At 67.2% G+C, this 24,537-nt stretch carries 15 protein-coding genes; 7 read left to right on the top strand and 8 right to left on the bottom strand.

The genetic code is table 11. The features are described 5' to 3' along the window. Window position 1: 1 nt before the first annotated feature. The 4 genes from G9473_RS00690 to G9473_RS00705 all read right to left on the bottom strand — a co-directional run bounded on the left by G9473_RS00690 (window position 2) and on the right by G9473_RS00705 (window position 13,758). Window positions 2-3,601, bottom strand: coding sequence for a M1 family aminopeptidase (locus G9473_RS00690; protein WP_291135000.1), 3,600 nt, complete (start codon window positions 3,599-3,601; stop codon window positions 2-4). Between the two features lie 13 nt (window positions 3,602-3,614). After that, window positions 3,615-4,514, bottom strand: coding sequence for an ABC transporter ATP-binding protein (locus G9473_RS00695; protein WP_291135001.1), 900 nt, complete (start codon window positions 4,512-4,514; stop codon window positions 3,615-3,617). Between the two features lie 119 nt (window positions 4,515-4,633). Next, window positions 4,634-8,293, bottom strand: a complete 3,660-nt coding sequence (locus G9473_RS00700) for an SDR family NAD(P)-dependent oxidoreductase (protein WP_291135003.1) — start codon at window positions 8,291-8,293, stop codon at window positions 4,634-4,636. Beyond that, a complete protein-coding gene (locus G9473_RS00705) occupies window positions 8,290-13,758 on the bottom strand; it encodes an AMP-binding protein (RefSeq protein ID WP_291135005.1) in 5,469 nt (1,822 codons plus the stop codon). Before G9473_RS00705 ends, G9473_RS00700 begins: the two co-directional genes overlap by 4 nt. Window positions 13,759-14,220: 462 nt before the next feature. Here G9473_RS00705 and G9473_RS00710 point away from each other — a divergent pair, with 462 nt between their 5' ends. The 3 genes from G9473_RS00710 to G9473_RS00720 all read left to right on the top strand — a co-directional run bounded on the left by G9473_RS00710 (window position 14,221) and on the right by G9473_RS00720 (window position 17,215). Next, window positions 14,221-14,952, top strand: coding sequence for a Crp/Fnr family transcriptional regulator (locus G9473_RS00710; protein WP_291135007.1), 732 nt, complete (start codon window positions 14,221-14,223; stop codon window positions 14,950-14,952). Then, window positions 14,949-16,826 (top strand): PAS domain-containing protein, encoded by a 1,878-nt coding sequence (locus tag G9473_RS00715; RefSeq protein WP_291135009.1) that lies wholly within the window; start codon window positions 14,949-14,951, stop codon window positions 16,824-16,826. The genes G9473_RS00710 and G9473_RS00715 overlap by 4 nt, the downstream gene beginning before the upstream one ends. Window positions 16,827-16,918: 92 nt before the next feature. Continuing rightward, on the top strand, window positions 16,919-17,215 hold the full coding sequence (locus tag G9473_RS00720) for a hypothetical protein (RefSeq protein ID WP_291138150.1): 297 nt from the start codon (window positions 16,919-16,921) through the stop codon (window positions 17,213-17,215). 33 nt (window positions 17,216-17,248) lie between these two features. Here G9473_RS00720 and G9473_RS00725 read toward each other — a convergent pair whose 3' ends face one another. From G9473_RS00725 to G9473_RS00740, 4 genes are all read right to left on the bottom strand, one after another. Further along, entirely contained in the window at window positions 17,249-17,515 is a 267-nt protein-coding gene (locus tag G9473_RS00725; protein ID WP_291135011.1) for a hypothetical protein, read from the bottom strand. A gap of 411 nt (window positions 17,516-17,926) precedes the next feature. Next, on the bottom strand, window positions 17,927-18,733 hold the full coding sequence (locus G9473_RS00730; protein WP_291135013.1) for an SDR family oxidoreductase: 807 nt from the start codon (window positions 18,731-18,733) through the stop codon (window positions 17,927-17,929). Beyond that, window positions 18,730-19,917 (bottom strand): zinc-dependent alcohol dehydrogenase, encoded by a 1,188-nt coding sequence (locus G9473_RS00735; RefSeq protein WP_291135015.1) that lies wholly within the window; start codon window positions 19,915-19,917, stop codon window positions 18,730-18,732. The genes G9473_RS00730 and G9473_RS00735 overlap by 4 nt, the downstream gene beginning before the upstream one ends. Next, window positions 19,917-20,756: an SRPBCC family protein gene (locus G9473_RS00740; RefSeq protein WP_291135017.1), complete on the bottom strand. Its 840-nt coding sequence runs from the start codon at window positions 20,754-20,756 to the stop codon at window positions 19,917-19,919. The genes G9473_RS00735 and G9473_RS00740 overlap by 1 nt, the downstream gene beginning before the upstream one ends. A 297-nt stretch (window positions 20,757-21,053) precedes the next feature. Between G9473_RS00740 and G9473_RS00745 the strand changes: the two genes are divergently transcribed. Genes G9473_RS00745 through G9473_RS00760 form a run of 4 tightly spaced genes read left to right on the top strand, consistent with a single transcriptional unit; the run spans window position 21,054 to window position 24,534 of the window. Next, window positions 21,054-22,145 carry a glycosyltransferase family 2 protein gene (locus G9473_RS00745; protein WP_291135019.1) on the top strand — a complete coding sequence of 364 codons (1,092 nt, stop codon included), beginning with the start codon at window positions 21,054-21,056 and terminating at the stop codon, window positions 22,143-22,145. Continuing rightward, complete coding sequence (locus G9473_RS00750) at window positions 22,138-23,235, top strand: acyl-CoA dehydrogenase family protein (protein ID WP_291135021.1); 1,098 nt, start codon at window positions 22,138-22,140, stop codon at window positions 23,233-23,235. Before G9473_RS00745 ends, G9473_RS00750 begins: the two co-directional genes overlap by 8 nt. Then, window positions 23,232-23,975 (top strand): PIG-L family deacetylase, encoded by a 744-nt coding sequence (locus tag G9473_RS00755; protein ID WP_291135023.1) that lies wholly within the window; start codon window positions 23,232-23,234, stop codon window positions 23,973-23,975. Before G9473_RS00750 ends, G9473_RS00755 begins: the two co-directional genes overlap by 4 nt. Then, the gene (locus G9473_RS00760; protein WP_291135025.1) at window positions 23,956-24,534 is read left to right on the top strand and encodes a class I SAM-dependent methyltransferase; all 579 of its coding nucleotides are present in this window, start codon (window positions 23,956-23,958) and stop codon (window positions 24,532-24,534) included. Before G9473_RS00755 ends, G9473_RS00760 begins: the two co-directional genes overlap by 20 nt. Window positions 24,535-24,537: the final 3 nt, after the last annotated feature.

The following is a 24,537-nucleotide window of genomic DNA, read 5'->3' on the forward strand; positions in this document are numbered from 1 at the left end:
CTCAGCCCGGCTCCACCAGATTGTCGTCCGAATTGCGATCGACATACTTGTTGTAAGGATCGATCCCGACCCATTCGGGGCGGCGGTCGGTGACGATGCGAATGTCCTGCCGCCCCGATTTCACCGGGCGACGCTCCATCGCGATGACGTTTTCCTGAGCGAATTCGCCGGTTCCGGGGCGCTCGGTGAACAGGCCGACTTCGATCCGGTCCGCCAGCGGCGCTTCGCTTTCGCGGCCTTCGCCGTCGGCGTAGAACTTGGTCGCCTCGACCGTCAGCACGGTCTCGAAGCGTCCGTCGGCCAGCTCGCGCACCACCGCCTTGTCCGCTTTGAGGTCGTAGATCGTGATCTTCTGCAAAAGGTCCCGCACGAGGCCGCGCTCCTCTTCGTCGCGGGCGAGCGAGAAGAAGCCGTCGACAAGGTCGCGCGAGGAGGCATAGGGCTGGCTCTTGAAGCGGTAGCGATCGAGCAGCCCGGCCAGCATGGCGTTGACCCGGTTCTCCCCGAGCCGGTCCTGCAGTAGGTACATCACCACCGAACCCTTGCGGTAATGGATGTAGCCCTGGTTCTCGACCCGTTCGAGAGGCAGTTCCTCGATCGCCTCGCTCCCGCGCGAGCCGAGGTAATTGTCGAGCTCGTATTTGAGGAAGCGGCGCATCTGGTCTTCGCCATAGAGGTCCTTCATCACCATCAGCGCGGAATACTGCGCCAGCGTTTCGACGAGGATCGTCCCGCCCTGCTGGTCGGCGCTGATGAGCTGGTGCGCCCAGTACTGGTGCGCCATTTCGTGTGCGGCGATGTAGGTGACGTAATCGATCTCGCCCGGATCGGCGAGATCGGCGATGAAGCCGAGCCGTTCGGACCATGGCATGGTCCCGGCAAATGCCTGCGCGAAACTGGCGTATCCCGGAAACTCGATGATCCGGGCATGGTCGAACTGGTAGGGTCCGAAATTCGCCGCGTAATAACCGAGCGAGGCTTCCATCGCATCGAGCATCCGCTCGACATTATAGGGGTGCTGCGGGTCGTGGTAGACTTCGAGCCTGAGGCCGTCGTCGCCGAAATCCGGCAGGTCGCGCGATGCGATCTCGTATCCGGCCGACTGGACCGAGAAGAAGGCGAGGATCGGCGCACTCGAGCGAAAGCGCGCGATGCGGCGGTCGCCCTCAACCTTGTCCGAAATTTTCGTCCCCGGCGCGATCGGCACCTGGTCGGCGGCGGTCGAGATCGTGATGTCCGACATCACCCAGTCGACGTTGCCGACATAATTGCGCTCGCGCGCGCTTTCGTCCTCGAGCGGTGCCGGGCGCAGTTCGGGCTCGAGCCCGTAGCGCCGCCGGGTCGCGCGGTCGGACAGGAGGCCCTGCCGGCTCATGCCGAGCATCGGCGCGAATTCGCCGTTGTCGAGGAAGGTCCCGTTTTTGACGAGGCGCGTGCCGTAGCCGGTGGTCGACAGCGCCTTGTGCCAGCGGCGGCTGGCGAAAGTCAGGCGCGCTTCATCACCCGGCGCGAGCGGGGTTTCGAAGCGATAGATGCGGTATTGGAATTCCTCGTCGTCGCTTTCGAGCACGGCGCCGGGAACATTGACCTCGAGCAATTCGGTTTCCTCGTCGGGCAGGCGGACATGGAGCGTCTCGACCGGCGCGCCGGTGTCGTTGACCATGGTGTAGCGGCCCTTCGCCTCCATCCGGCGCTCTTTCGGGAAGATGTCGATGGTGAGCGCGACGTCGGTGAGCGAAGGCTGCTTGAGCGTCTCGTAGCGCAGGTATTTCTTTTCGTATTCGGCGAGCCGCGCCTCGCCGTCGTCGCGGCTGGCGTATTCGTTCTCGACGTTCATCTGGTTGTAGAGGAACGCGCCGGTCGCGCTCGCCGTGAGCAGGCCGGCCAGGCCGAGCGCGCCCGCGCCCGACATCGCTCGGGCCGGCAGGCGGCTCATGCGCGGGGCGAGCCGGGTTTCGGTCCCGCGCCGCCACAGCAGGTGGGCGAGCACCGCCAGCAGCAGCGCGAACCCGCCCCAGTAGAGCCGCATCCACCAGCCAAGCTCGCCGCCGACCGCGACGCCGTTCATGTCCGACACCGGGCTGAACCCTGTCCGCCCGTAAAGTATCAGCGGGTGGTCGAAACCGAGGTTGGACAGCGTGATGCTGGCGACGAGGTAGAGCGCCATGATGCCCCAGCCGACATACTTGTTGGGGCTCAATGCCTGCACGAACACGGAAAGCACGGCGATGAGCACGAGGTCGGCCGTGCCGGGCGCGACATACCAAGCGAGATACTTGCCGAATTCGAAATTGAAGTATCCGTTCGCCGCCTGCACCGCGACCGCCCCCGCGACCGAGATCAGCAGCGTTGCGAACAGGACGAGCGCGACCGCGATGGTCTTGGGGACCATGTAGGCCCAGCCCGGCAGCGAGGTCGCGTCGATCACCTCGTGGAACTTGCGGTCGCGGTCGCGCCAGACCAGTTCGCCGCCGTAATAGATCGCGATGATGAGCGGGAAGAGCGTGAAGGAGCCCTCAAGCACCGGGATCAGCGCGAAGGTCGCCGGGATCGGAGGCGTGCCGTAAAGGTCGCCGCCGAAAGCGAGCGCGGCGATCGAATTGAACAGGCCGAGCGCGAGCAGCACGATGAAGGCCGGGCTGCGCACGACCTGCCCGATTTCGAACCGGGTGGTCTTGGCAAGGCGCGCGAAGGATGCCTTTTGCGGACGGGACGCGGGCAGGGCGGCCACCGTGCGCGGCTTGGTCGCGGCGAGCTTTTCCGCCTTGCGCGCGAGCTTCCTCGCCTTGCGCGCCGAAATCCCGCGTTCGGCGAAAGTGAAGCGCCAGTAGGCGAGCGCGACCGCGGCGAGGCCGAGCAGCAGGGCAAGGGCGCGGTTGGCGAGGATCGTGGCTGTCAGCGGCGGCATTTGCGAGTTCGATTCCGCCGCGGTCCAGTAGCGCGTCTCGGCCGCATAGGCGCTGAAGCCCAGCGGGTCGGTGAGCGCGGCTATGTCGCGGTAGTCGGGCTCGGCTGCGACCACGACGCCGTAGACGAGGTAGATCACGAGAAAGCCGACCACAGCGACATAGGAATAGAGCATCGAGCGAGTCATCGTCGCCACCGCGAAGAACAGCGCGCTCAGCAGGAACACGGTCGGCAGGGCGTAGAGAAGGTAGGCTTCGCCATACCAGGCGAGATTGTTCGGCCCGACCGTCTCCGGGTCGATCCAGGGCATCGTCGAACCCAGCAGGATCGCCGCCGGCACGACGAGGAAGGCGAGCAGCGCCGCGCCCGCCGCGCCGGTGAAGCGGCCGATCAGGTAGGCGAATTTCGTCACCTGCGTCGAACGCACGATCGGCCCGAAGCCGCTGTCGTCGTCGCGCACCACGACATTGGCGACGAAGGCGGTGGTCACGAACATGAAGAACAGCGTGAGGACGAGCTGCGTCTCGATGATCGCGACCGGCGCATTGACGTTCACGTTGCCGCCGCTGCCGATCTGGATGTCCTCCGACGCGGTCGCGCCGAAGGTCAGCAGGAAGAAGATGACGAGCGCCGCCCAGAAGACGGGATTGCGCAGCTGGTAGCGCAGCTCGAACAGCGCGATCTTGCCGAACATGGATTGCGCCTCCTCAGGCCGCTTGCGCTGCGCCGGGTTCGTCGCGGCGGGTCGCGGCCAGGGTCGAGAAATAGACGTCCTCCAGCCCGCCGGGCGCCTGTTCGAAGCCGTCGCCCGGGTCGGTGGGCGAGAGGATGTGGATGATCGTGCGCCCCGCGAAGAGGCGGGTCGAGATGACTTCGTACATCTTCCGGTAGGCGCCCAGTTCGCCGCGCTCGATGGTCTTGGCCCAGATCGTACCGCGCGCCTTGTCGATGAGATCTTTCGGCGCACCCTCGAGCCGGATCGCCCCGTTCACCAGCACCGCCATGCGCGGGCACAGGTCGGCGACGTCCTCGACGATGTGGGTGGACAGGATCACGACGACATTCTCGCCGATCTCGGCCAGGAGATTGAGGAAGCGGTTGCGCTCTTCCGGGTCGAGCCCGGCGGTCGGTTCGTCGACGATGATGAGGTCGGGATTGCCGATCAGCGCCTGCGCGATGCCGAAGCGCTGGCGCATCCCTCCCGAAAAGCCCGCGATCGCCTTTTTGCGAACGTCCCACAGGTTGACCTGCGCGAGCAGCGTCTCGACCGTGTCGCGCCGTTCGGCCTTGCCAGCGATGCCTTTAAGCACCGCCATGTGATCGAGCATATCATAGGCCGAAACGCGCGGGTAGACGCCGAAATCCTGCGGCAGGTAGCCGAGGCGCTTCCTCAGTTCCTCCGGCTGCTCAAGCACGTCGAGGCCGTCGAAGACGATGCTGCCCGAAGTCGGCGTCTGCAGCGTCGCGACCGTGCGCATCAGGGTCGACTTGCCCGCGCCGTTGGGGCCGAGCAATCCGTACATCCCCTTGGGGATCGAAAGCGTCACATCGTCGAGCGCCCGCGTCCCGTTGGGATAGACGTGGCTGACACCGCTGAGTTCGAGCATGGAACCGATTCCTCCTGTTGGCGTGGAGGCTAGCGGGTGTGTTGCCGTTGTAAAGCACCAAAGTGCACCGCCTCTGCGAAGCGGCAAATCTTATCGATGAACGATATGGTGGCGGCGGATCAGACCGTCATCGACGTGCCGCGATAGATCCGTGCGCGATAGCGCGAATCCTGCGCATCCGGCAGCGGCGCGCCGACCAGCAGCACGGCGCGGGTGAAGCGCTTGAGTTCCTCGGCGTGTTCTTGCTCGTCGCGCGGTTCCTCGCTGCGGACCCGTCGGGTGAGGTTGATCTGGTTGACCGGCACATCGTGCACCAGCCGCTCGTTCTCGACCGCGAGCGTCGCGGTGAAGGCATGGAGGCTGGTCTTGACGAAATTGGCGAAGGCGAAATCGGCCCCGTCGCTGCCATAGGGCACGTCGGGCGACACGAGGACGAGCTGGCAACCGTCATAGAGCGAAGCCTTGCGCGCGATGCGGTAATGGCGGGTGATCTGGTCCTCCACCATGCGCGCGAAATCCTTGGTCGGGAGGACCTTGCCGCCGTCGAGCAGGGTTTCGGGCAGCGGCTCGGGCGGCATCGAGACGATCGTTGTCGGGCGGCCCCATTTGGACAGCGCCTCGTCCATCGCCTGCTCGATCGCATCGCCCGCGACAAGGACGTGGAGCGAGTCCTCGGAAATGTCCTTCGGCAAGAGGTCGCGCACCGCCTTTTCGCGGGCCTTGTTGCCGGTGACGAGGACGCAGTGGGCGACCTTGCAGTCCTCGATCATCACTCGGATGGTCTCGGCGACATAGTCGGCGAGATGCCCGCCCATGATCCACACCGTCTTGCCGGCCATCTGCTCGATCCGCTCGGGCTTGGGGCTGCCGAACATCTCGCGCTCGGTGTTCGAGCGTTCCACCCGCAGGCCGCCTGAAGGCATGAAGGTCTCGCCCGAAACCGCCCGGTCGGCGAGGAAGAAGACCGTGGCCTGCGCGACTTCGGCCTCGGTCGGCATGGCGCCGAGATGGAGCTGCGAGGTCACGCCCTTGCCGACCCCTTCGGCGACCTTGTCGACCTGCGCCTGCGGGAGGAAGGGCTTGTCCGCGGGAGGGACCAGCTTGAGCCAGGTCGCGCCGCCCGGCTCGGTGTACTGGCTCCATTCATTGGACCCGATCAGCATCCCGCCCAGTTGCAGGCGCACCAGCAGGCGCTGAGCCATGCCTTCGGTGAGGAGGTACTGGTCCCAGGTGCACACACCGTCGCCCTGCGCGGCGAATTCGAGTGCCAGCTTGCGCAGCGCCTCGGGTGCCTCGGCATCGTGCGAGAGCGTGCTCGCCGAATTGCGCGACAGGCGGATGAGGATCTTCTCGGCATCGCCGCCTCCGCGAATCGCCTCGATGACGGCCTCGTAGACCGCGTTCAGCCGCTTGTTCTCGAGGATCAGCTTCGCCCGGCGCTGGAACAGGCCGGGCTTGCCGCCCGTGCCCGACAGCCGGTCGCCGTCCACCGGGCCGGGGGCGATGGCGTTGAGCTGGATCTCCGGGCCGAGATAGGCCGAGAAATTCTCGACGATCGAGCGCTGCCCCGCCTTGGAAAGTCCGTAGTCGGCGCGGTTGGGATAGGCGACCGCGAGGAATTTCTCGCCACCGAAATAGGACGAGACATTGAGCACGTAGCCCGAGCCCTGCTCCTTCATCAGCGGGACGACGCGGCTCATCAGGTGGTAGTTGGAGACGAGGTTCGCATCGAGCGTGAAGCGCCACGCGTCGGGCTCCATGTCGACCACCATGTCCTCCGCGCCCGCGACCCCGGCATTGTTGATGAGATAGTCGATCCGCCCGAATTCCTCGAGCGTCGCGTCGATCGCCTTGTCGAGCGATGCGAAGTCGCTGACGTCGACATCGGCCATGATCTTCACCCGGCGCTCGACCCCGGCAAAGCCGATGTCCTGCAATTCGCCGACGATCCGCTCGCGCGCGGCGACCAGCTCGCTTTCGCGCCGGGCGACCATCATCACCTTCGCGCCCGCCAGCGCGAGCAGGCGCGCGACCTGTCCGCCGATCCCAGCGGAGCCCCCGGTGATGAAGGCGACCTTGCCGAGATGGAGGCCGGTGATGTTCTCGGCGAACCCGACCATCGCGCGTCGCGCGCCCGTCTCCTCGGCGATCGAGGCGGGGAGCTTGAGGTCGATCTCGGCGATGCGTTGTTCGCGGAACAGGACGCGGGTGGCATGGCCCGCGGCGAAGCGGATGTTTTCGGCTTCGGCATTGGTGTGGCGCACGATCTGGTTCGACCACACGGCATGGCCGGTCTCGCCATTGCCGGCCTGCACCTCTTCCTCGTTGCGCCAGATGCGGATCAGCTGGGTGATCCCGGCTGACAGCACGCGGGCGAAGGAATTGCCGGCAGCATCGCCCGGATTGGTCATGAAGACGCAGCGCGGCGGGGAGGGCATATCGGCATGGGCGCGCCAATATCGCGCGAGGCTGCGCGCGGTGGCGATCGCGCCGACCAGCTCGACCTCCATGAACTTGGCGACCGTCGCATCGTCCGCGCCGAGCAGCGGCCCGGCGAAATGTCCGGCCGGCTTGACCGGCAGCACGATCGCTCCGGTGATCGGCCCGCCAGCGTCCTGCTCGAACGCCGCGAGCGCCTCTTCCATTGCGTCCGGCTCGGACCGGGCGAAGCGGGTGACGGTCAGTTCCTCGCCGATCCCTTGCGCCTTCAGCCGCGCCTTGGCCTGCGCGACGTCTGCGTTGCGGGCAAGGCCGAGCCGCACTTTCGCGCCCGCGCCGACCAGCACCTTCGCGCTTTCGAGCGCCTCGTCCCACTCTTCGCCCGCAGCGATGAAGATCGCGAGGCCCGCGCCGTCCAAAGAACGCATCGAGGGTCGCGTCATGTAGGTCGAGGAGGAATTGCGGTTCGCCGAAAGGCCGTGGGTGACGTCGATCTCTTCGCCGGTGATGCCGCCCGATTCCTCGCTGGCAAGGAACAGGCAGGCGCCCGCGATGTCCGCTGGCGCGGGCAGGGGCTTGCCGTCGAGCTTGCCCCCCACCGGCCGGGTCAGCGCCATGCGCCCGGTGAAGTAATCCGCCGTGGTGTTTTCCGACTGTCCCTGCACCTTGTCCATGGCTGCGAAGACGGTGCGGATGCGGTCGCTCTCGATGGGACCGGGAAAGACCGTGTTCACGCGGATCCCGCGGGGGCCCAATTCCTGCGCGAGTTGGCGCGAGAGCGCGTTGAGCGCCGCCTTGGGGACGACATAGGCGGTGCGCCCGTAATAGCGGGTGTGCGAAAAGATGGTCGAGATGTTCACCATCGCGCCGCCCGTGGGCATCATCGGCGCCGCGATCCGCGCGAGGTTCCACGTCACGCCGAGCAGGTTCTTCATCGCATCGCCGGCTGTCTCGCTTTCGCCCGCGGCCTCCATTTCCTCTTTCGAGAAAGGCACGTTGTGGAGCGGTTGCTTGGGCCCGGCCGAGCCTGCGTTGTTGATGAGGATGTCGATGCGCCCGTAGTCGGCCTTGATCCGCTTGAACGCGGCACGGATCGAATCCGGGTCGGCCCCGTCGAGCACGGCGGTGTCGATCCGCTCGGGTGCCACTCCGGTGTCTGCGATGAGCTTCTCGCGCGCTTCCTTGATGCGCCCCTCGGTCCGGCCTGTCATGATGACGAAGGCCCCTTCGCGGGCGAAGGCGCGGCAGATTTCGCTGCCCAGATTGCCCGCGGCGCCCGTCACCAGCGCGATCCGGTTCGCAAGCCGGCCCTTCTTTCCCTCACCCTCGGTCTTGCTCACGCATTGTCTCCGTTATTGGGGCCGGCAGCACTCGCCGCAGCCCAGTATTCGAGCAGTTCGTTCTTTGTCCTGAGTCCGGTCGCGGGCAGCGCGTGGTTGACCACGTAGGTCGCGCCCGAATGGCGGTTGTCCCACATCGACTGGTGCGCTTGCGGGAGACCCTCCCATTCGACGAGCGTCGGCTCGGTCACGTCGAGGAGCCCCGCCGCAACCATCTCGTTCATCACCGTCACCTCGTGCGCGTTGCACAGGTGGGTGCCGAAGATTTCCGCGGTCGGCATATAGATGCGCCGCTGGCGGGTCCACACCTGCGGGGCGTAGAAGGTGTAGCGCTTGCCGCTCATGTCCTCGGCATAGACCACGCGCCCGCCGAAGGGTTTGACCAGCGAGGTCGAGACGCCGAGCGTGTCCTGCACCGCGCGCTCGATCACGAGGTCGGGCACGCCGCGCGGGTTTCCGGGCGAGCGCAGCAGCTTGCCGATCGCGGTGCCGAAGGGCTTCAGGGTGTTCTGCTGGTAGGCGCGCACGCCCGCCTTGAAGTTCTCGATGTCCTCGCGCGCGTCGGGCAGGCGCGGGAGAGTGTCGGGCCAGTCGAAATCGGCGTCGCGTCGCTTCAGCCCCTCGATGCTGACGATCCCCTCGACCGCGTCCTCGAGGCCCAATGATTGCAGGAATTCGCGCTGCCCGTCGGTCGTGGTGACGATCACCATGCGCACCTTGAACAGGCGCGCCGCCTCGATCATCTCAAGACCTTTCTCGTCCGCGAGTGACCGGCTTTTCGGCCCGTAATAGAGCAGCACGGATTCCCCGCCGCGCAGCCCGGCGCGCTCCATGATCTCCTCCGGCCGCACCTCGCCGCCCTTGCCCATGAAGCTGAAGTGATAGCCCGAAGAAGCGCCGTAGAAGGCGAGCCGGCCCCCTTCGGCAAGGAGCTGGAAACTGCGCGGGAAAGCCCGCTCGCCCGCGTGACTGACGACGAAATCGGCGAGCTTGCCGTCGTTGATCGCGCGGTACTGGTCGAGCAGCGCCTCGCCCTGTTGCTCCCATGCCTTGGCCGCTTCCGGGTCGTCCGGGACGGGGGTGAAGCAATCCGCGATGGCCGGGTCCTTGCGGTTGATGGCGCCGACAGCACCCTGCGCCTTCACGAACTCCGCCCGATCCTCGCTCGAGACGAGGCCCGTCGCGGCAAGCCCGGTGCGGATTGAGGACTTGAGCGCGTCGAGCCCAGTCCCTGTCGCCGAGCCTTCGACGAAGATCGTCTTTCCCGGCGTGATCTGCAGCGTCGTGAACAGGCAGCGCGTCACCGTGCCGAGATTGAGCGTATAGGCCCCCGCCTGTTCGAGCGTGAGGTCGGCCGGGGGCTTGTGCAGTTGCGGCCCCTGCACGGTCAGGAACTGCGCGTGGCTTCCGGTCTTCGTTTCGTAGCCCTGGATCGAGAAACCCGCATACATCGGGTCCTCGCCCGCCGTTGGCGAAAGCAGGTCGCTTGTCCCCGAATAGACCGCGACGAGATCGCCGATATTGAGCCGGCCCTGTTCCTTCAATTCGCTTCCGAGGCCGACCACCAGCGCGAGCCCGCCCGAGCCGGTCACCTGCACGTCCTCGTCATGCGCGTCGAAGGGGGAGACGGGAATGCCGGTCAGCGCCCAGATGTCGTTGAAATTGACCTCGGAGGTGAGGAGGTAGATCAGCGCCTCGTTCGCGCGCGGTTTCGGGGTCTTCACGACGAGTTCGCGCTCATGCCGTGCAGGCGGGCCGAAGCGCGGCGCGCCGGTGTCGGGATCGCGCGCGATGCCGAAAGCGAGTTGGAAAGGCGGGATCGCGGTGACGCCCGGATAGAAGGGCGCGCCCATCGGGAGCAGGTCGCCGCTCTCGATCAGGCGGGCCTTCCTCTCCTCGTGCTCATCATAGACCCACACCCCGTCGCGGCGGACGGGAAGGGGCGGGCTCTGCTTGTCCATGAATTGCTGGATGCCGCGCTTGCCGCCCTCGGGGTCCATGATCGCCTCGGCAAAGCGTTCCGCCTCGCGGCGGAGCCCGGCGTCCATGCCGTTCGTCCAGCCCTCGCGCACCGCGTCGAGCGCGCGCTCCCCGGCGCGATCGCGTCCGGCCCATGCGAGCTGGCGAAGGATGCGCTGGAGGAAGTCGTCCTCGAGCACTGCGTCGAGGTCGATCCCGGAGGGCCCCCGCCATTCCTCGGTCGCGGCCTTGCGTGCGGCGAAAGCCTGCCCCAGCACACTGTCCTGCGGCGAAGCCACATATTCGCGCACCATCGCGTGCGCGCGGGAAAGGGCATCGTCCGCGTCTTCGACAAGCCGGTCGATCGCGCCCAGCGCCAACGCCTTTTCCGCATCCACCGCGCGCCCGCCGAGGATCATCTCGAGCGCGTCGCGCAGCCCCTCCTCGCCCCGCCGGTCGGCGAGCAGGCGCGGCAGGCGCTGGGTGCCGCCATAACCCGGCAGAAGGCGCAGGTTGATCTCCGGCTGGCCGAAACGCGCGCGCGGCTCGGCGACGCGGTAATGACAGGCGAGTGCGAATTCCATCCCGCCGCCGAGCGCCACGCCCTGGATCGCGGCGATGCACGGCTTGCCCATCGTCTCGATCGTGTGGAAGGCGAGCTGCGCGTTGTCGGGAAGGGCTTTCGCTTCGTCGGCGCTGTTCACCTCTTCGAGCATCTGGCGGATGTCCGCGCCCGCGACGAAGCTTGCCGTGCCCGCGCCGGTGAAGACGCAGGCGACCACGTCGTCCTTCCTCGCAAGGTGTTCCGCGATGATGACCAGTTCGTCGAGCGCGCGCTCGTTGAGCGCGTTGACCGGCGGGTTGGCGACCGTGACCGTGGCGACCCGCTTGCCCGGAGCCACCGTGTTGTACTGGACGGTGAAGAAGCGATAGCGCTCGAACAGCGACTGGCTGTCGGAGAGGTCCTGCCGCCGCTTCCACGCCTCGACGGCGCGGCGCAATTCGTCGAGGCTTTCCGGGTTGCGCAGGGTCGAGACGTCTCCGACATCGCCGCCTTCGACCACGGCGCGGACCATACGGCGGACATATTTGCCCGAGCGCGTCTCGGGAAATTCGGAAAGCTCGATGAAGTCCGAAGGCACGGCGACCGCGCCCTTCTCCGTGCGGACGAGATCGGTCAGGCGGCGGCGGTCGTCCTGCGTCAACCGGCGGCCTTCGACCGGCGTGACGAAGGCGACCGGGGTGACGCCCTTCTGGCTGTGCGGCGCGCCGATCACGATGACGTTGCCGACCGGGGAGGCCGCGTCCAGCGACTTGTCGCGCAGGATCGCGCCTTCGATCTCCTCGGTCCCGATGCGGTGGCCCGAGACGTTGATGACATCGTCCGAGCGCCCGTGGAGCGAGAAGGATCCGTCCGGATGGCGCATGGCGAAATCGCCCTGCGTGTACGCCCAGGTCCCGCGCCAGCGCTTCCAGTAGGTCTCGCCATAGCGCGCCGTATCGCCGCGCCATGCCGGGTTCACGCGCGCCGCGCCGTCCTTCACCTCGACATCGAAATGGCCGACATCGCCCCAGATGGTGCGGGTGAGGTAGGGGTAGGGCAGGGCAATGACGATCTCGCCCTTCTCACCCTCTTCGGCAGGTCGCCACGGCGCGCCGCCGTCGTCCGAGCGATCATAGCCAGTCGTCCCGGCGGAACAGGCGCCTTGCGCATCCTCGACCCAGACATCGCCCATGATCCATGGCAGCGGGTAGGTGTGCGCGTTGGCCTCGAGCGGGAAGCCTTCGGCCCCGGCGAAGTGAGTCCACGCGATCCCGCCGTGCTCGGTCGCCCAGTAGGAATTGATGTAGCGCGGTGTCACGTGCTCCATCGCGAAGGCTTGCACCGCGGGCGAGACCGGCTCGGCGCAGAAAGTCGCGCATTTCAATGAGGACAGGTCGTAACGCTGGATGTCCTTCAGGTTCTCCGGGTTCTGCATCACCGATTTGAGGAAAGTGACGCCCGCCTTGAAGATGGTGACGCCATAGCGCTCGATCGTCGCGGCGAAGCGGCCTGCGTGGGGGAAGACCGGCGAGCCTTCCGTGACGACCGTGGTGACGCGGGTGAGCAGGGAGGCGGCGATGAGATAGCTCTGCCCGGTGATCCAGCCCGGATCGGCGACGACATAGAGAACATCGCCCGGCTCCGCGCCGAACGCTGCGGGCATGGTCGCCGAAACGCCGCTGGCGTAGCCGCCGTGGACATGGACGACGCCCTTGGGCTTTCCGGTCGAGCCCGAGGTGTAAATGATGAAATTGGGATACTCGGCATCGACGGCAAGCACCGGCGACCCCGCCCAGATCGCGCGCACGAAATCGGCGTCGGGCAGGGCGAGCAGCGCGTCCTCGTCCGCGACATCGAAACCCGCTTCGCGCGCGGCGACGAGCAGGTCCTCGCCCGCCTTGTCGGTCAGGTCGTGGCTCCAGTGGTCGCGGCCCGTGTTCCACGGCAGGTCGGGCTGGCCGGTGTGCTTGACGACGACCACCGCATCGACCCGCTCGGGCGAGGCGACCAGCGCCTCGGCGATGGCGATGCGCAGCTGCGCCGCCTGTTTCGGGGTCAGCCCGTCGCCGCCCAGTTCGCCCGCCCCGATCGCGGTTAACGCCTTGCCGACGCCGCGCATCACGTCGGAGCGTTCGACCGTCACCTCGCCGTCGAGAACGTCCTCGACCGTCCTGCGAATGAGGTCGGCCTGCGCCGTGGACACTGCGAGTTCCTCGTCCGCCAGCGCCGCGTCCATCAGTTCGAGCGCGACCGGCACGGCGATGAAATTGTCGAGCGCGGGGTCGGTGTAGTTCGGCTTGAACGGAACCATCTGGGCGTTGCGGAAGGAACCGTCGGCGGTGACGATCACCCGCGCCCCGGCGTCGGCGATGCGGTCGGACAGGGTCTTGTCGCTGAACCCGCCGAAGACGGGGGTGTAGACGACGCCCATCCGCTTGGCGCCCTCGGTCCAGTAAATCTGTTCGGGGATGCTCGGCATATTGAGCGCTATGCGGTCGCCCGGTTTCACCCCCAACGCCTTCAGGGCGAGAGCGCACTTGGCGCTTTCGAGCAGCAGCTTGCGGCGCGAGACGGTTTCGGAATCGACCGGCCCGCCGCGTCCGTTATCGCTCGCCATGTTCCAGCGGTCGCCTTCGTAAATGAGCGCGGCTTCCTCGCTGTGCCCGTCGAGCACGTGGCGATCGACCTCGTTGAAGGCTGTCGAGGTCAGCCCGCCTTCGAACCAGCGCCAGTTCGGCGGATCGTCGTCGTTGAAAGCGCGCTCCCACGGCTCGAAGCTTTCGGGCCAGTCGAAGGCGAGCGCTTCCCCCGTGGCGCCGTCCCAGCCGCGCCAGTGGCCCGCAGCCTCGTCGAAAAAGGCCCAGGCGCCGTTCGTGGAAGCATCGGGGACGAACCAGCAGATGCGGCGTTTGGCGATTGCGCCATGGAAAGCGCCGGGATCTGCGCGGCACGCGGATTGCATCCGCGCGAACGCCTCGCGATCCGCGATGCGGCCCGCTGCTTTCGATGCTGCAGGACCGGCCTGCGCCTGTGACGTTGCCTTTGTCGAAGCCCCCTCCCCGGTTTGATGCACCCTCAGGCGTTCTTCGGCACCCCTCGCCGATGACTTGGATTACACTACGCGCGGGATTTGTGAAAGTTCCTTGCTGTCGGCGCACTGCCAGGTTTCATTTGTGTCTCCCGTCGCTTAACCGACGCGAGCGCCTGGCCGGCAGGCACGGTAAGGCGTGGCGCTTTCGGGGTCGGTCGAACTGGAGGGGCATGACACTGGTGCGATATGTCGGGCCTGTCCAATAGGGCGCTTTGTCCCATCGATAATCTGGGAAACATATCACACTTGGAGCGGTCCGCTCGCACCCCGCGCGGGCCGTCGTTCCTCCCCCAGATTACCGGACGATCCTCGATGGATCGGGAAAGAACTTTTATGAAACCCCTGCTGACCAGTCTCGAACGCCATTTCGACCTCCTTTCCGACGAGCGCGCGGCGATCGAGGCGCTGCGCGAGGCGCCGCTCGTCCGGGTGCCCGCGCGCCAGACCATGCTCAGCGAGGGCGACCAGCAAAGCGTCGTGCGGCTGTTGTCGCAGGGCTGGGCATATCGTTTCAAGGATCTGCCCGACGGGCGACGTCAGATCGTCGGCCTGCTGCTGCCGGGCGATTTCTTCGATCTCAAGGTGAGGCTAGGCGACGAGATGGACCATTCGGTCGCCGCGCTCACCCCGCTCGCCTATCACGCAATCCCGCCCGAAACGCTCGATCGGCTGTCGGCCGAGCATCCGCGGATCGCCGACGCGCTGGCCCGGCACGAACACGTCAACGGCGCGATCCACCGCGAATGGCTGCTCAACCTTGGCCGCCGCAACGCGTTCGAGCGGCTTGCGCACCTGTTTCTCGAGGTATTCCTGCGGCTGCGCGCCGCAGGTCTCGCGCGAGGCGGCGAATGTGACTGCCCGCTGACCCAGAACGACCTTGCCGATGCGACCGGCGTTACCTCGGTCCATCTCAACCGAACGATGCAGGAACTGCGCCGCGAGGGGCTGGTCGAGCTGAAGTCGAAGCGCCTGTTCATCCGCGACTACGACAGGCTGGCCCAGATCGCCATGTTCAATCCGAATTATCTCCAGCTCGGGCGAGAGGCCCGGGCGCTGGTGCGATGAAAGGAACGAGCGCGTGGCCGCCGGGCACGAGCGCGATGGCCCGGCACATCCGCGATTTCGACTGGGATTCGACCCCGCTCGGTTCCTCCGCGAACTGGGGAGCGGAAGTGCGTTCGGTGCTGATGATGGTGCTTGGCGCGCCGATGCCGATGAATATGTATCTCGGCCCCGACCTGCTGCTGCTCTACAATGACCCGTCCTGTGAATTGTTCGGTGACAAGCACCCCGGCGCACTCGGTCGGCCCGCGCGCGAGGTCTTTCCCGAGGTCTGGGATACGCTGGGCGCGCGGCTCGAGAGGGTGCTGTCCGAAGGGCGTCCGCTGACGCTCGAGGACCAGCCTGTCGCGCTCGACCGCGACGGGGAACGGGCCAAGACGGTGTTCAACCTCCATTCGACGCCGATCCTGCGCAACGGCGAGGGTGAGCCGATCGGCGTGGTCACGGTCTACGAGGAGATGACCGAACAGGCCGTGACCCAGCGCGCCCTGCGCAAGAGCGAGGAGCGTTTCCGCCAGTTCGGCAATGCCTCGACCGACGTGATCTGGCTGATCGACGTGGCGTCCGGCCAGCTCGACTACATATCCCCCGCCTTCGAGGACATCTGGGGCGTGCCGTGCGAAACCGTGCTGGCGGATCGTTCGAATTGGGCCGATTTCCTCCATCCGGCCGACCGCGAACGGGTCATGGGTGCAATGCCGCGCTGCACGCGCGGGGAAAAGGTGACGACCGATTACCGCATCGTCCGGCCCGACGGGGAAGTGCGCCATATCCGCGACACGGGCTTCCCGATACCGGGACCGGACGGTTCGCCCGTGCGGATCGGCGGGATCGCCCGCGACCTCACCGACCGCACCCGCCAGCGCAAGGCGATCGAGGACAGCGAGCGTCGTTTCCGCACGCTCGTCGAGGGTATCCCGCAGCTGGTCTGGAGCGCGACGCCCGATGGAAAGTGCAAGTGGGTGAGCCCGCAATGGACTGCATACACCGGCCTGTCGGTCGAGGACAGCCGTGGGCACGGCTGGCTCGCCGCGGTCCATCCCGAGGACCGCGAGGAGGCGCGGCGCGACTGGCATCATGCCGAGACGGGCGGCGATCTCAGGGGCGAATGGCGTTTCCGCCGGGCCCGCGACGGCACCTATCGCTGGTTCCAGACCCGCGCGACACCGGTGATCGAGAAAGGGGAAGTGGTCGAATGGCTCGGCACCTCGACCGATGTCGAGGACATGATCGACCTGCAGGAGCGCCAGAAGCTGCTGCTCGCCGAATTGCAGCACCGCGTGCGCAACCTGCTCGCCATGGTGCGCTCGATCATCCGTCAGTCAGCCGAAGGCTATGACGATGTCGAGGATTATGTTGCCCACCTGACCGGTCGGATCGACGCGATGGCGCGCACCCAGGTCATGCTGACGCGCAAGGCCGGCGCGGCGGTCGACCTTGAAAGCCTGATCCGCGAGGAGCTCGCCCGGGTGGCCGAGGAAGACCGGCTCGCGATGGCCGGGCCTTCGGTCGACTTGTCGGCCAAGGCGGCCGAAGTGCTGACTCTCGCGATCCACGAACTGGCGACCAATTCGATCAAGTATGGGGCGCTCGGCTGCGATGGCAGGCTCGCGATCCGCTGGTTCGTGACCCGGCGCGAGACCGGCGAATGGCTCGAAGTCATGTGGAAGGAAAATTGCCCCGAGCCGCTCGGCGAAGCATCGCGGCGCGGCTTCGGGACCGAGCTGATCGAAGGGCGCGTGCCCTACGAGCTCAAGGGCGAGGGCACGATGCGGGTGCGGCCCGACGGCCTGCTGGCAGAAATCGCCTTCCCTCTCGAAGCCGGGGCTAGCATACTGGAGGTCGGGCCGGGACACGATCAGGGAGCAGGCCGATAAACAGCAAAGCTGGAAGCGAACGACCGCTCGAAGGACGGCAAATCCTGATCGTCGAGGACGAGTATTTCCAGGCCCGCGAGATCGCGCTGGCTCTGACCAATGCCGGCGCCGAGGTGGTCGGCCCGACCGCGCGCGCCGACGAGGTGCACGACCTGATCCGCTCGAACGCGATCGACGTGGCGATGCTGGACATCAATCTCGGCGAGGGCGCCAGCTTCGAGGTCGCGCGCTCCATGCACGAACGGCGAATCCCGTTCCTGTTCCTGACCGGCTATGACGTGTCGATCATCCCCGAGGACCTCAGCGCCAAGGCGCGGCTCGAAAAGCCGGTCGACCAGGAACGCCTCGTCGCACGGCTCGTCGAACTGGTCGGCGCGAAGGCGTCCTAGCGTCTCGCCGCAGGGCGGCGCTCCTGCATCGTTTCAGGGCCTGATTTCCCAGAAGCTCCCCGCGAGTTCGCTGATCGTGCACAGCCGCTTGCCGTCGCGCCACAATTCGGCCGAGCGGCCGCCGCCTTCCCTGTGCGCGATGACCAGCGCCTGATAGGCGTTGCTGGCCTGGAATTCGATGTCGGGCGGGGGCGGCTCGCCGCGTTCCCTGCCTTTGGCGAAACGCAGCGAGTAAATCTGGTCGGGGGCGGCGACCCGTCCCAAACGGCTCGCGGCGCGCTTGTCTTCGTGCAGTGCCATGACTGTCTCCCTTCTGCCGGGGGGCTATGGGCGAGGCGGCGATGCAGCCATCACTTTTGTCAGTCCCGACAAGGGTTTGCGGCAGGCCGAAAGGCGGGCCGGGCGATCCGATGGGGGCATCGCTGGACGGCTTGCGGCGGTGCGACTTCGTCGCAGGCAGGATGCGATCCGGCGAAAACGGGAGCGGCTACAATCTTTGTTAGGGCGAGGGATGAGACGCGCTGGCACTCTTTCTGGGTATCGCAGATGCGAGTCCGGAGGCTTTCCCGGTCCCGGCACGGTACACGGCATCGACGCCTGAAGGAGCGCGGGCGTCGAGGATGCGCCCGGTTCCCAAGCGAGCCCGAGGACGGGTAGGCAAGCGGGACCGGGCGCATCTTGTCCATTGGGACACCAGCTGAAGCGGACGGCTCAGCTGGGTGACCTGGCGAGGTGGCTGTGCATCTTCGCCAGCACCTCGCTCGGCAGCACTCCGGCGAAGACGTGCTGGAGCTTGTTCATGAAGCCGTGGACGTCCTGCGTCTCGCCCTTGAGAAGCGCCTCGTAGCCGCCCTTCGCCACGTCCGCCGGCTCGGCCCCGACCAGCGGCACCTTCGCGCTTTCGGCTAGGCGGGTGTCCTCCATGCCGGCGCGCTCGAAGAAGCGCGTGTCCGCCGCGCCCGGCAGCAGGCAGGAGATGACGACCTCGCTGTCCTTCCATTCCTCGGCCAGTCCGACACAGAAATCGTCGATGAATGCCTTGGTCGAATTGTAGGTCAGGTTGAACGGCCCCGGAATTGCGCCCGCGATCGAGCCCGTCACGAGGATCCGGCCCGACCCCCGCGCGCGCATTTTCCGGCCGAGGCGGTGGATCAGCGAGACCGTGCCCTTGATGTTCGTGTCGATCACGCGGGCGATGTGGTCCCATTCGCACTCGAGGAAGGCTCCGCCATAGCCTTCGCCCGCATTGGCGAAGAGTGCGTCGACAGCCCGCGTGCCGATCGCGGCCTCAAGCGCGTCGAGCCCGCTTTCGGTGGCGAGGTCGGCCTCGAGCGTCTCGACCGAGGCCGCACCCGCCGCGCGGGCTTCGGCCTCGGCCTTGTCCATGCCTTCGTCGGCGACGAGCAGCAGGTCGCAGCGATCACGCGCGGCGAGCTTCGCCAGTTCGAGCCCGATGCCCGAAGAGGCCCCGGTGACCACGGCGAAGCCCGCCAGTTTCTCGATCGGGTTCTTGCTCATGCCGCTTCCTTCATGTCGGGCTTCAGGACCACCTTGGTCCAGCTGTCCTGTTGGTCGTGGAAGCACTTGTAGCCGCGCGCGGCCTCTTCGAGCGGGAGCCGGTGCGAGATGAGGAAGGTGGTGTCGAGCGTCCCGTCCTCGATCTTGTCGAGCAGCGGCTTGGTGTAGCGCTGGACGTGGGTCTGGCCGGTCTTCACCTGCAGGCCCTTCTCCATCAGCGCGCCCAATGGGAACTTGTCGGTCATCCCGCCATAGACGCCGGGGATCGAAACCCGCCCGCCGGGGCGAACGGCCAGGATCGCCTGTTTCAGCGCCGAGGCGCGGTCGGCGCCGATGCCGACCTTCTGTTTCACCATGTCGACCATGTTGTCGGCTGCGAAGCCGTGGGCCTCCATGCCGACCGCGTCGATCACGGCATCGACCCCGATCCCGCCCGACATTTCCATCAGCGCCTCGCGCACGTCGGTCTTGGTGAAGTCGATGACTTCCGCGCCGAGCTGCTTGGCCAATTCCATCCGGTGGGGATGATGGTCGATCGCAATGACCCGCGCCGCGCCCATGACGAGTGCGGATTGCACCGCGAACAGGCCGACGGGGCCGCAGCCCCACACCGCGACGGTGTCGTCGGGCTCGATTTCCGCATTCTCCGCGCCCATCCAGCCGGTCGGCAGGATGTCGGACAGGAACAGCACCTTGTCATCCTCGAGATGGTCGGGAACGACGATCGGGCCGACATCGGAGAAGGGCACGCGGACATATTCCGACTGCCCGCCGGAATAGCCGCCGGTAAGGTGGGAATAGCCGAACAGGGCCGACATCGGGTGGCCGTAGAGCGTCGCGGACATATCCTGCTTGTCCGCCGGGTTCGAATTCTCGCAGGCGGAATACTGCTGGATCTCGCAATGGAAGCAGCCGCCGCAGCTGATCGTGAAGGGCACGACCACGCGCTGGCCCTTCTCGAGCGTCGAATCCGAGCCCGTCTCGACGACTTCGCCCATGAATTCGTGGCCCAGCACGTCGCCCGGGCGCACGCCGGGGATGACCCCGTCATACAGGTGCAGGTCCGAACCGCAGATTGCGGTCGAGGTGACCTTGAGGATCGCGTCGCGCGGATTGATGATTTCGGGATCGGGCACGTCCTCGACGCGCACGTCGTGGGTTCCCTGCCATGTAAGGGCTCGCATCAGGCCATCTCCTTTGCATGGGCGACGTTCTTCGCCGCCTGTTTCGTGTGGGCCGAGGTGGCGATCTCGCCGGTTTCCATCAGCATCTTGAAGCGTTTGAGGTCGTGGCGGGCCTGCACTTCGGGTTCGCGCAGGAAGAGCTTGGCTATCCCCTTGCCGATCGCGCCGCCGGGCGGTGCGTATTCGATCCTGAGCGAGACGCGCGTGCCGCGCTCGCCGGGGGCTTCGGAGAATTCGACGTAGCCCCTGGTCCAGATGTCGGAATGCTGGACCGATTCCCAAGCGATCCGGCGGCCCTCGATTTCCTCGGTGACGCGGGTGTGGAGTTCGGCGGTCTGCCCGCCGGGCGCCTTTACGACCCAGACCTCGTGATCGCCGTGGGGGCGGACCTCCTCGACGTTCTCCATGAACTGCGGCAGATTCCGGAAATCGCGCCAGAAGCGGTAGAGTTCATCCGCCGGCTCACGGATCGTGACCGTCCGGCCGCCGACGGCTTTGTCGCTGCCGCCATGCTTGCGGGTGAAGCCGGGCGCGTCGTCGTCTCCACCCTTGCGCCGCTTCGCCAGGAAGGCACCGAACGCGACCGTCCCCGCGACCAGCGCCAGACCCGTGAGCGCGCCAGCAATGCCCGAGGCATTGTCCCCGGCGTGCCGGGCGACCTTTTTGCCTGCGCCGGGTTTTGCATTTCTACCCGCCAGCACGCGCTTGCCGCGACCGAGCGCCTTGCGCCCCTCTGCCGCTGCCTTGCGGCTCTTGCCTCGCGCAAGATCGTTCAGCCCCTCGCGATCGAGCCGTGTCCTGCCGGGAAGCCGGTCGAGGACGCTTGATGCCTTCGTCATGCTTGTCTCCTCTCGCCTATTGGAATTTCTCTGATGCAACGCGATGCGCGGAGGCTTTGTTTCAGGTGTGGCAAATAAAAAATGCTCAGCCGAAACTAACTTTTGTGAATTGAGCTTCGAGGCGTTCTTTTCAGTCGATGGAATATTTGAAGTGATATCCTGGGCGTTCAAAAAACGACGAATAGAGCCTTTTGTGAGAGAACCTTATCGCATTGCCGGCATTCTTGATTTGCGGGCGCTGGGCTCGCTTCGAAGGTGCGCGGTGCTGCCGCGGGACTTCTCGAGAGGACGACATAGATGCACGCACCGCTTCACCGCACCCCGGCCCCGCGTCTCACCGGCTCCTATGCCCCGGCCCGAAGGCCGGCCCCGGTTCCCGCACCGCTGCGCCGCCTGCTGGCGGCAGAGCCCTTTGCCGGGCGGGTCAAGCTCACCTGCGCACAATGGCCTTCGGGCCCTCTCGCCACTCATGCCGTCGCCATCCCCGTGCGCAAGGAGATCGCGCTGCTCCCTCGCGCGCTCGCGGGACTCGAAGCCGCCTTCGCCGCGGCCCCGGAACCGGGCGCTGCTGTCTTTGTGGTCAACGACAGTCGCGATGCCTCGGCCGATTGCGTCCGCGACTGGGCGCGCGAGGTCCACTTCGGCGTGGCGCTGGTGGAGGCCGAGTTCGACCCCGCTATCCGCAGCGCCGCCTATTGCCGACGTCTCGCGCTCGACTGCGCCGCCTCGCTGGTCGCGCCCGGCGGCGCGCTGCTCACCAGCGATGCCGACAGCCGTGTCGCCCCGAGTTGGATCGTGCGCTGCTTGACCGAACTCGCGCGCGACGCCGATCTCGTATGCGAGGACGTGCGGCTCGACGAGCGCGAACTCGCGCGCCTGCCCGATCGCGTGCGTCGCACGGGCGAGGTCGAGCGCGCCTTCTTCGAAGCGAGCGAGCGGTTATGGCAATTGTGGACCGAGGGCCGCGCCGGCGCCTTCGCCTATCGCGCTTCCGGCGCAAGCATGGCGCTGAGCGCGCGGGCCTACCGGGCAGTCGGCGGCCTGCCGCTGCCAACCATCGGCGAGGACGCCGCGCTCTGTGCCGAAATCCTGCGCCGGGGCCTGCGCGTCGTGCAACTGGGCGATGCGGGGACGCGCACTTCGGCCCGGATCGAGGGCCGTGCCAGTGGCGGATGCGGCGGCGAACTCGCCCGCCGTGCGCGCTCGGCCAACCCGGCGTGCGACGCGCGCCTGCTGCCGGTCGAGGAACTGCGCCGCAGCGCCGAGCGGCGGATGCGAACCGGGCTCGCCACGAAGGGCCGCACCCCGCCGCTGCGTCTGTCCGAAGTGCTGCGCGAACTGGGCAAGGCCCGCCGGCTGATCGAGGAGCACGACAGGCGCGATGCTTGATCCTGCACGCCGCCACGAGGACCTCGAGACCTTCATTGCCGAGCGCGCGGCGGCCTCCGATCGTCATGGCGGCGATCTCTCGCGCGAGTTTGGAGCGCTGGCCGAGTCGGGATGGCTCGCCGCCTGCCTGCCGCCCCATCTCGGGGGCGAGGGCTGGGGAAGCGTGGCGGGCGGGACCGGAGAGGCGCTCGACGCCCTGCGCACGCTCGGCCGGGCAAACCTATCGGTCGCGCGGCTGTTCGAGGGGCACATGAACGCGGTCAAGCTGGTGTGCCTCTATGGCGGGCCGGCCTTGGAACAGGCGGTCGCGGCGCGGGTTCGCGGCGGCCTCCTGCTCGGCGTGTGGGGGGCGGACGAGCCTAGCGATCCCGTGCAATCCGAGCGAACGGACGGCGGGCTTCGCCTCGCGGGAGCCAAGCGCTTCGCTTCGGGGCTGCGTCTCGTAAGCATGGCGGTGGTAACGGTCGAAACCGGCGAAGGGCCGCAGATGGTGCTGGCCGATACCGACGACGTCGGCCGCGTCGACCTAAGGTGCTGGCGCATGGGCGGGATGCGCGCGAGCAATTCGGGACGCTACGATTTCACCGGGATCGAGCTCGGGGAGGACCGCTTGCTCGGGCAGCCCGGCGATTACCTTGCCGAGCCGCATTTCGAAGGCGGCGTGTGGCGCTATGCCGCGGCCCATTGCGGCGGCGCGGAAGCGCTTTACGAGGATATGCTGCGAGCCCTCGTCGGGCGCGACCGTGCTGGCGAACCGCACCAGCAGCGCCGTATTGCGCGCGCCGCCATGGCGATCGAGACCGCGCGGCTGTGGCTCGAGCGCGCCGCTCACTCGGTCGAGGCGAGCGGCGCGACCCCCGGCAAAGCCACGCTTTCGCTCATGGCGCGCGAGGTTGTGGACGAAGCTTGCCGCGAAGTCATGGACCTCACCTCGCGCGCGCTCGGCATGATGGCGCGCGAGGAGGGCACGCACACCGAGCGGATGCTGCGCGACCTTTCGGTCTTCCTGTGCCAGGCCGCCCCCGACGCAAAGCGCGCCCGCGTCGCCGAGCGGCTGGTCGCAGCGGGCGTAAGGCCCGAGTTCCTGTGAGCGTCCCCGACCTTCCCGAAGGTGCGCTGCTCGATGCGGCGCGGGACGCGGCCCCGGTCGGGATCGCCACGCTCGCTCCGCCCGGCGGCCTCCTTATCGTAGCGCCCCATCCTGACGACGAGACGCTGGGCTGCGGCATGGCGCTCGCCGCGGCGGCGGAGGCGGGCAGGCGGATCGCGATCCTCCTGCTGACCGACGGCGAGGCGTCGCATCCGGCTTCGCGCCTGTTTCCCGAGGACGCCCGCCGCGCGCTGCGGCGGCGCGAATTGTCCCGCGCGCTCGCCGCGCTCGCGCCGGGGCATCGCGTCAGGCTGTGGGCGGCGCATTGCCCGGACGGTGAGGGCGCGCGCGCGGCGGAGGACAAGGAACTTATCGCCACAGCGCTCGGTGCCGCGCGCGGGCATGGCACGCGGGCCGTCTGGAGCACGTGGGGCGGCGACCCTCATTGCGACCACGAAGCCGCTGCGCGCCTTGCCGCAAGGCTCGCGGAGCAACTTGGCGCGGCCCACTGGAGTTTTCCTGTCTGGGGCCGGTTCGGCGCGCGCCCCGTGCCGCGCCACATTCGCCGTTTTTCCAAGCGCCGCTTCGCCCCTGCGAAGCGCGCCGCCATGGCCGCTTATGCCTCGCAGATGACCGATCTCATCGACGACGACCCCGATGGCTTCCTCATGCCGTCCGCGCTCGCCGCACATTTCCAGACCCATCCCGAGATCTTCATCCATGAACGCGCCCGCCAGTGAACGCCGCCGCACTTTCGACGGGCTCTACCGGCGCGATCCCGACCCGTGGGACTGCGCGACGAGCCGCTACGAGCGGGTCAAGCGTTCGGCGACGCTCGCCGCGCTGGGGGAGCGGGATTACGAGAGCGCGCTGGAAATCGGGTGCGGGGCGGGGCTGCTCACCCGCGAGCTTGCCCGGCGCTGCCGCAGGCTCGTCGCGCTCGACGTGTCGGAAGTCGCGCTTGCGCAGGCGCGCACGCACTGCAGCGGAGCGCGCGGCATCACCTTCGCTCGCTGCGAGGTGCCGCGCGACTGGCCGCACGGCCGGTTCGACCTCGTGATGCTGTCCGAAGTGCTCTATTTCCTCACCCGCGCGGAGATCGAGGAAGTTTCCCGCATGGCGCATGATGCGCTGGAGGAGGACGGGGCCTGCGTGCTGGTCAACTGGACCGGGGAGAACGACCTGCCGGTCTGCGGGCAGCAGGCGGCCGAAATCTTCGCGCGTGCGGCGGGCTGGCAATCGCGCCGCTGCCGTGAGGCGCAGTTCTACCGCATCGACGTGCTGCGACCCGATTTGTGACCC

The organism is Erythrobacter sp. (genome assembly GCF_011765465.1).
Classification (GTDB): domain Bacteria; phylum Pseudomonadota; class Alphaproteobacteria; order Sphingomonadales; family Sphingomonadaceae; genus Erythrobacter.

Excerpts from the sequence above, each read along its gene's own strand:
- G9473_RS00740 (WP_291135017.1), bottom strand. The coding sequence starts at position 20,756 with ATGACGAAGGCATCAAGCGTCCTCGACCGGCTTCCCGGCAGGACACGG.
- G9473_RS00725 (WP_291135011.1), bottom strand. The coding sequence starts at position 17,515 with ATGGCACTGCACGAAGACAAGCGCGCCGCGAGCCGTTTGGGACGGGTC.
- G9473_RS00705 (WP_291135005.1), bottom strand. The coding sequence starts at position 13,758 with ATGCAATCCGCGTGCCGCGCAGATCCCGGCGCTTTCCATGGCGCAATC.
- G9473_RS00695 (WP_291135001.1), bottom strand. The coding sequence starts at position 4,514 with ATGCTCGAACTCAGCGGTGTCAGCCACGTCTATCCCAACGGGACGCGG.
- G9473_RS00730 (WP_291135013.1), bottom strand. The coding sequence starts at position 18,733 with ATGAGCAAGAACCCGATCGAGAAACTGGCGGGCTTCGCCGTGGTCACC.
- G9473_RS00750 (WP_291135021.1), top strand. The coding sequence starts at position 22,138 with ATGCTTGATCCTGCACGCCGCCACGAGGACCTCGAGACCTTCATTGCC.
- G9473_RS00710 (WP_291135007.1), top strand. The coding sequence starts at position 14,221 with ATGAAACCCCTGCTGACCAGTCTCGAACGCCATTTCGACCTCCTTTCC.
- G9473_RS00690 (WP_291135000.1), bottom strand. The coding sequence starts at position 3,601 with ATGTTCGGCAAGATCGCGCTGTTCGAGCTGCGCTACCAGCTGCGCAAT.
- G9473_RS00745 (WP_291135019.1), top strand. The coding sequence starts at position 21,054 with ATGCACGCACCGCTTCACCGCACCCCGGCCCCGCGTCTCACCGGCTCC.
- G9473_RS00760 (WP_291135025.1), top strand. The coding sequence starts at position 23,956 with ATGAACGCGCCCGCCAGTGAACGCCGCCGCACTTTCGACGGGCTCTAC.
- G9473_RS00735 (WP_291135015.1), bottom strand. The coding sequence starts at position 19,917 with ATGCGAGCCCTTACATGGCAGGGAACCCACGACGTGCGCGTCGAGGAC.
- G9473_RS00715 (WP_291135009.1), top strand. The coding sequence starts at position 14,949 with ATGAAAGGAACGAGCGCGTGGCCGCCGGGCACGAGCGCGATGGCCCGG.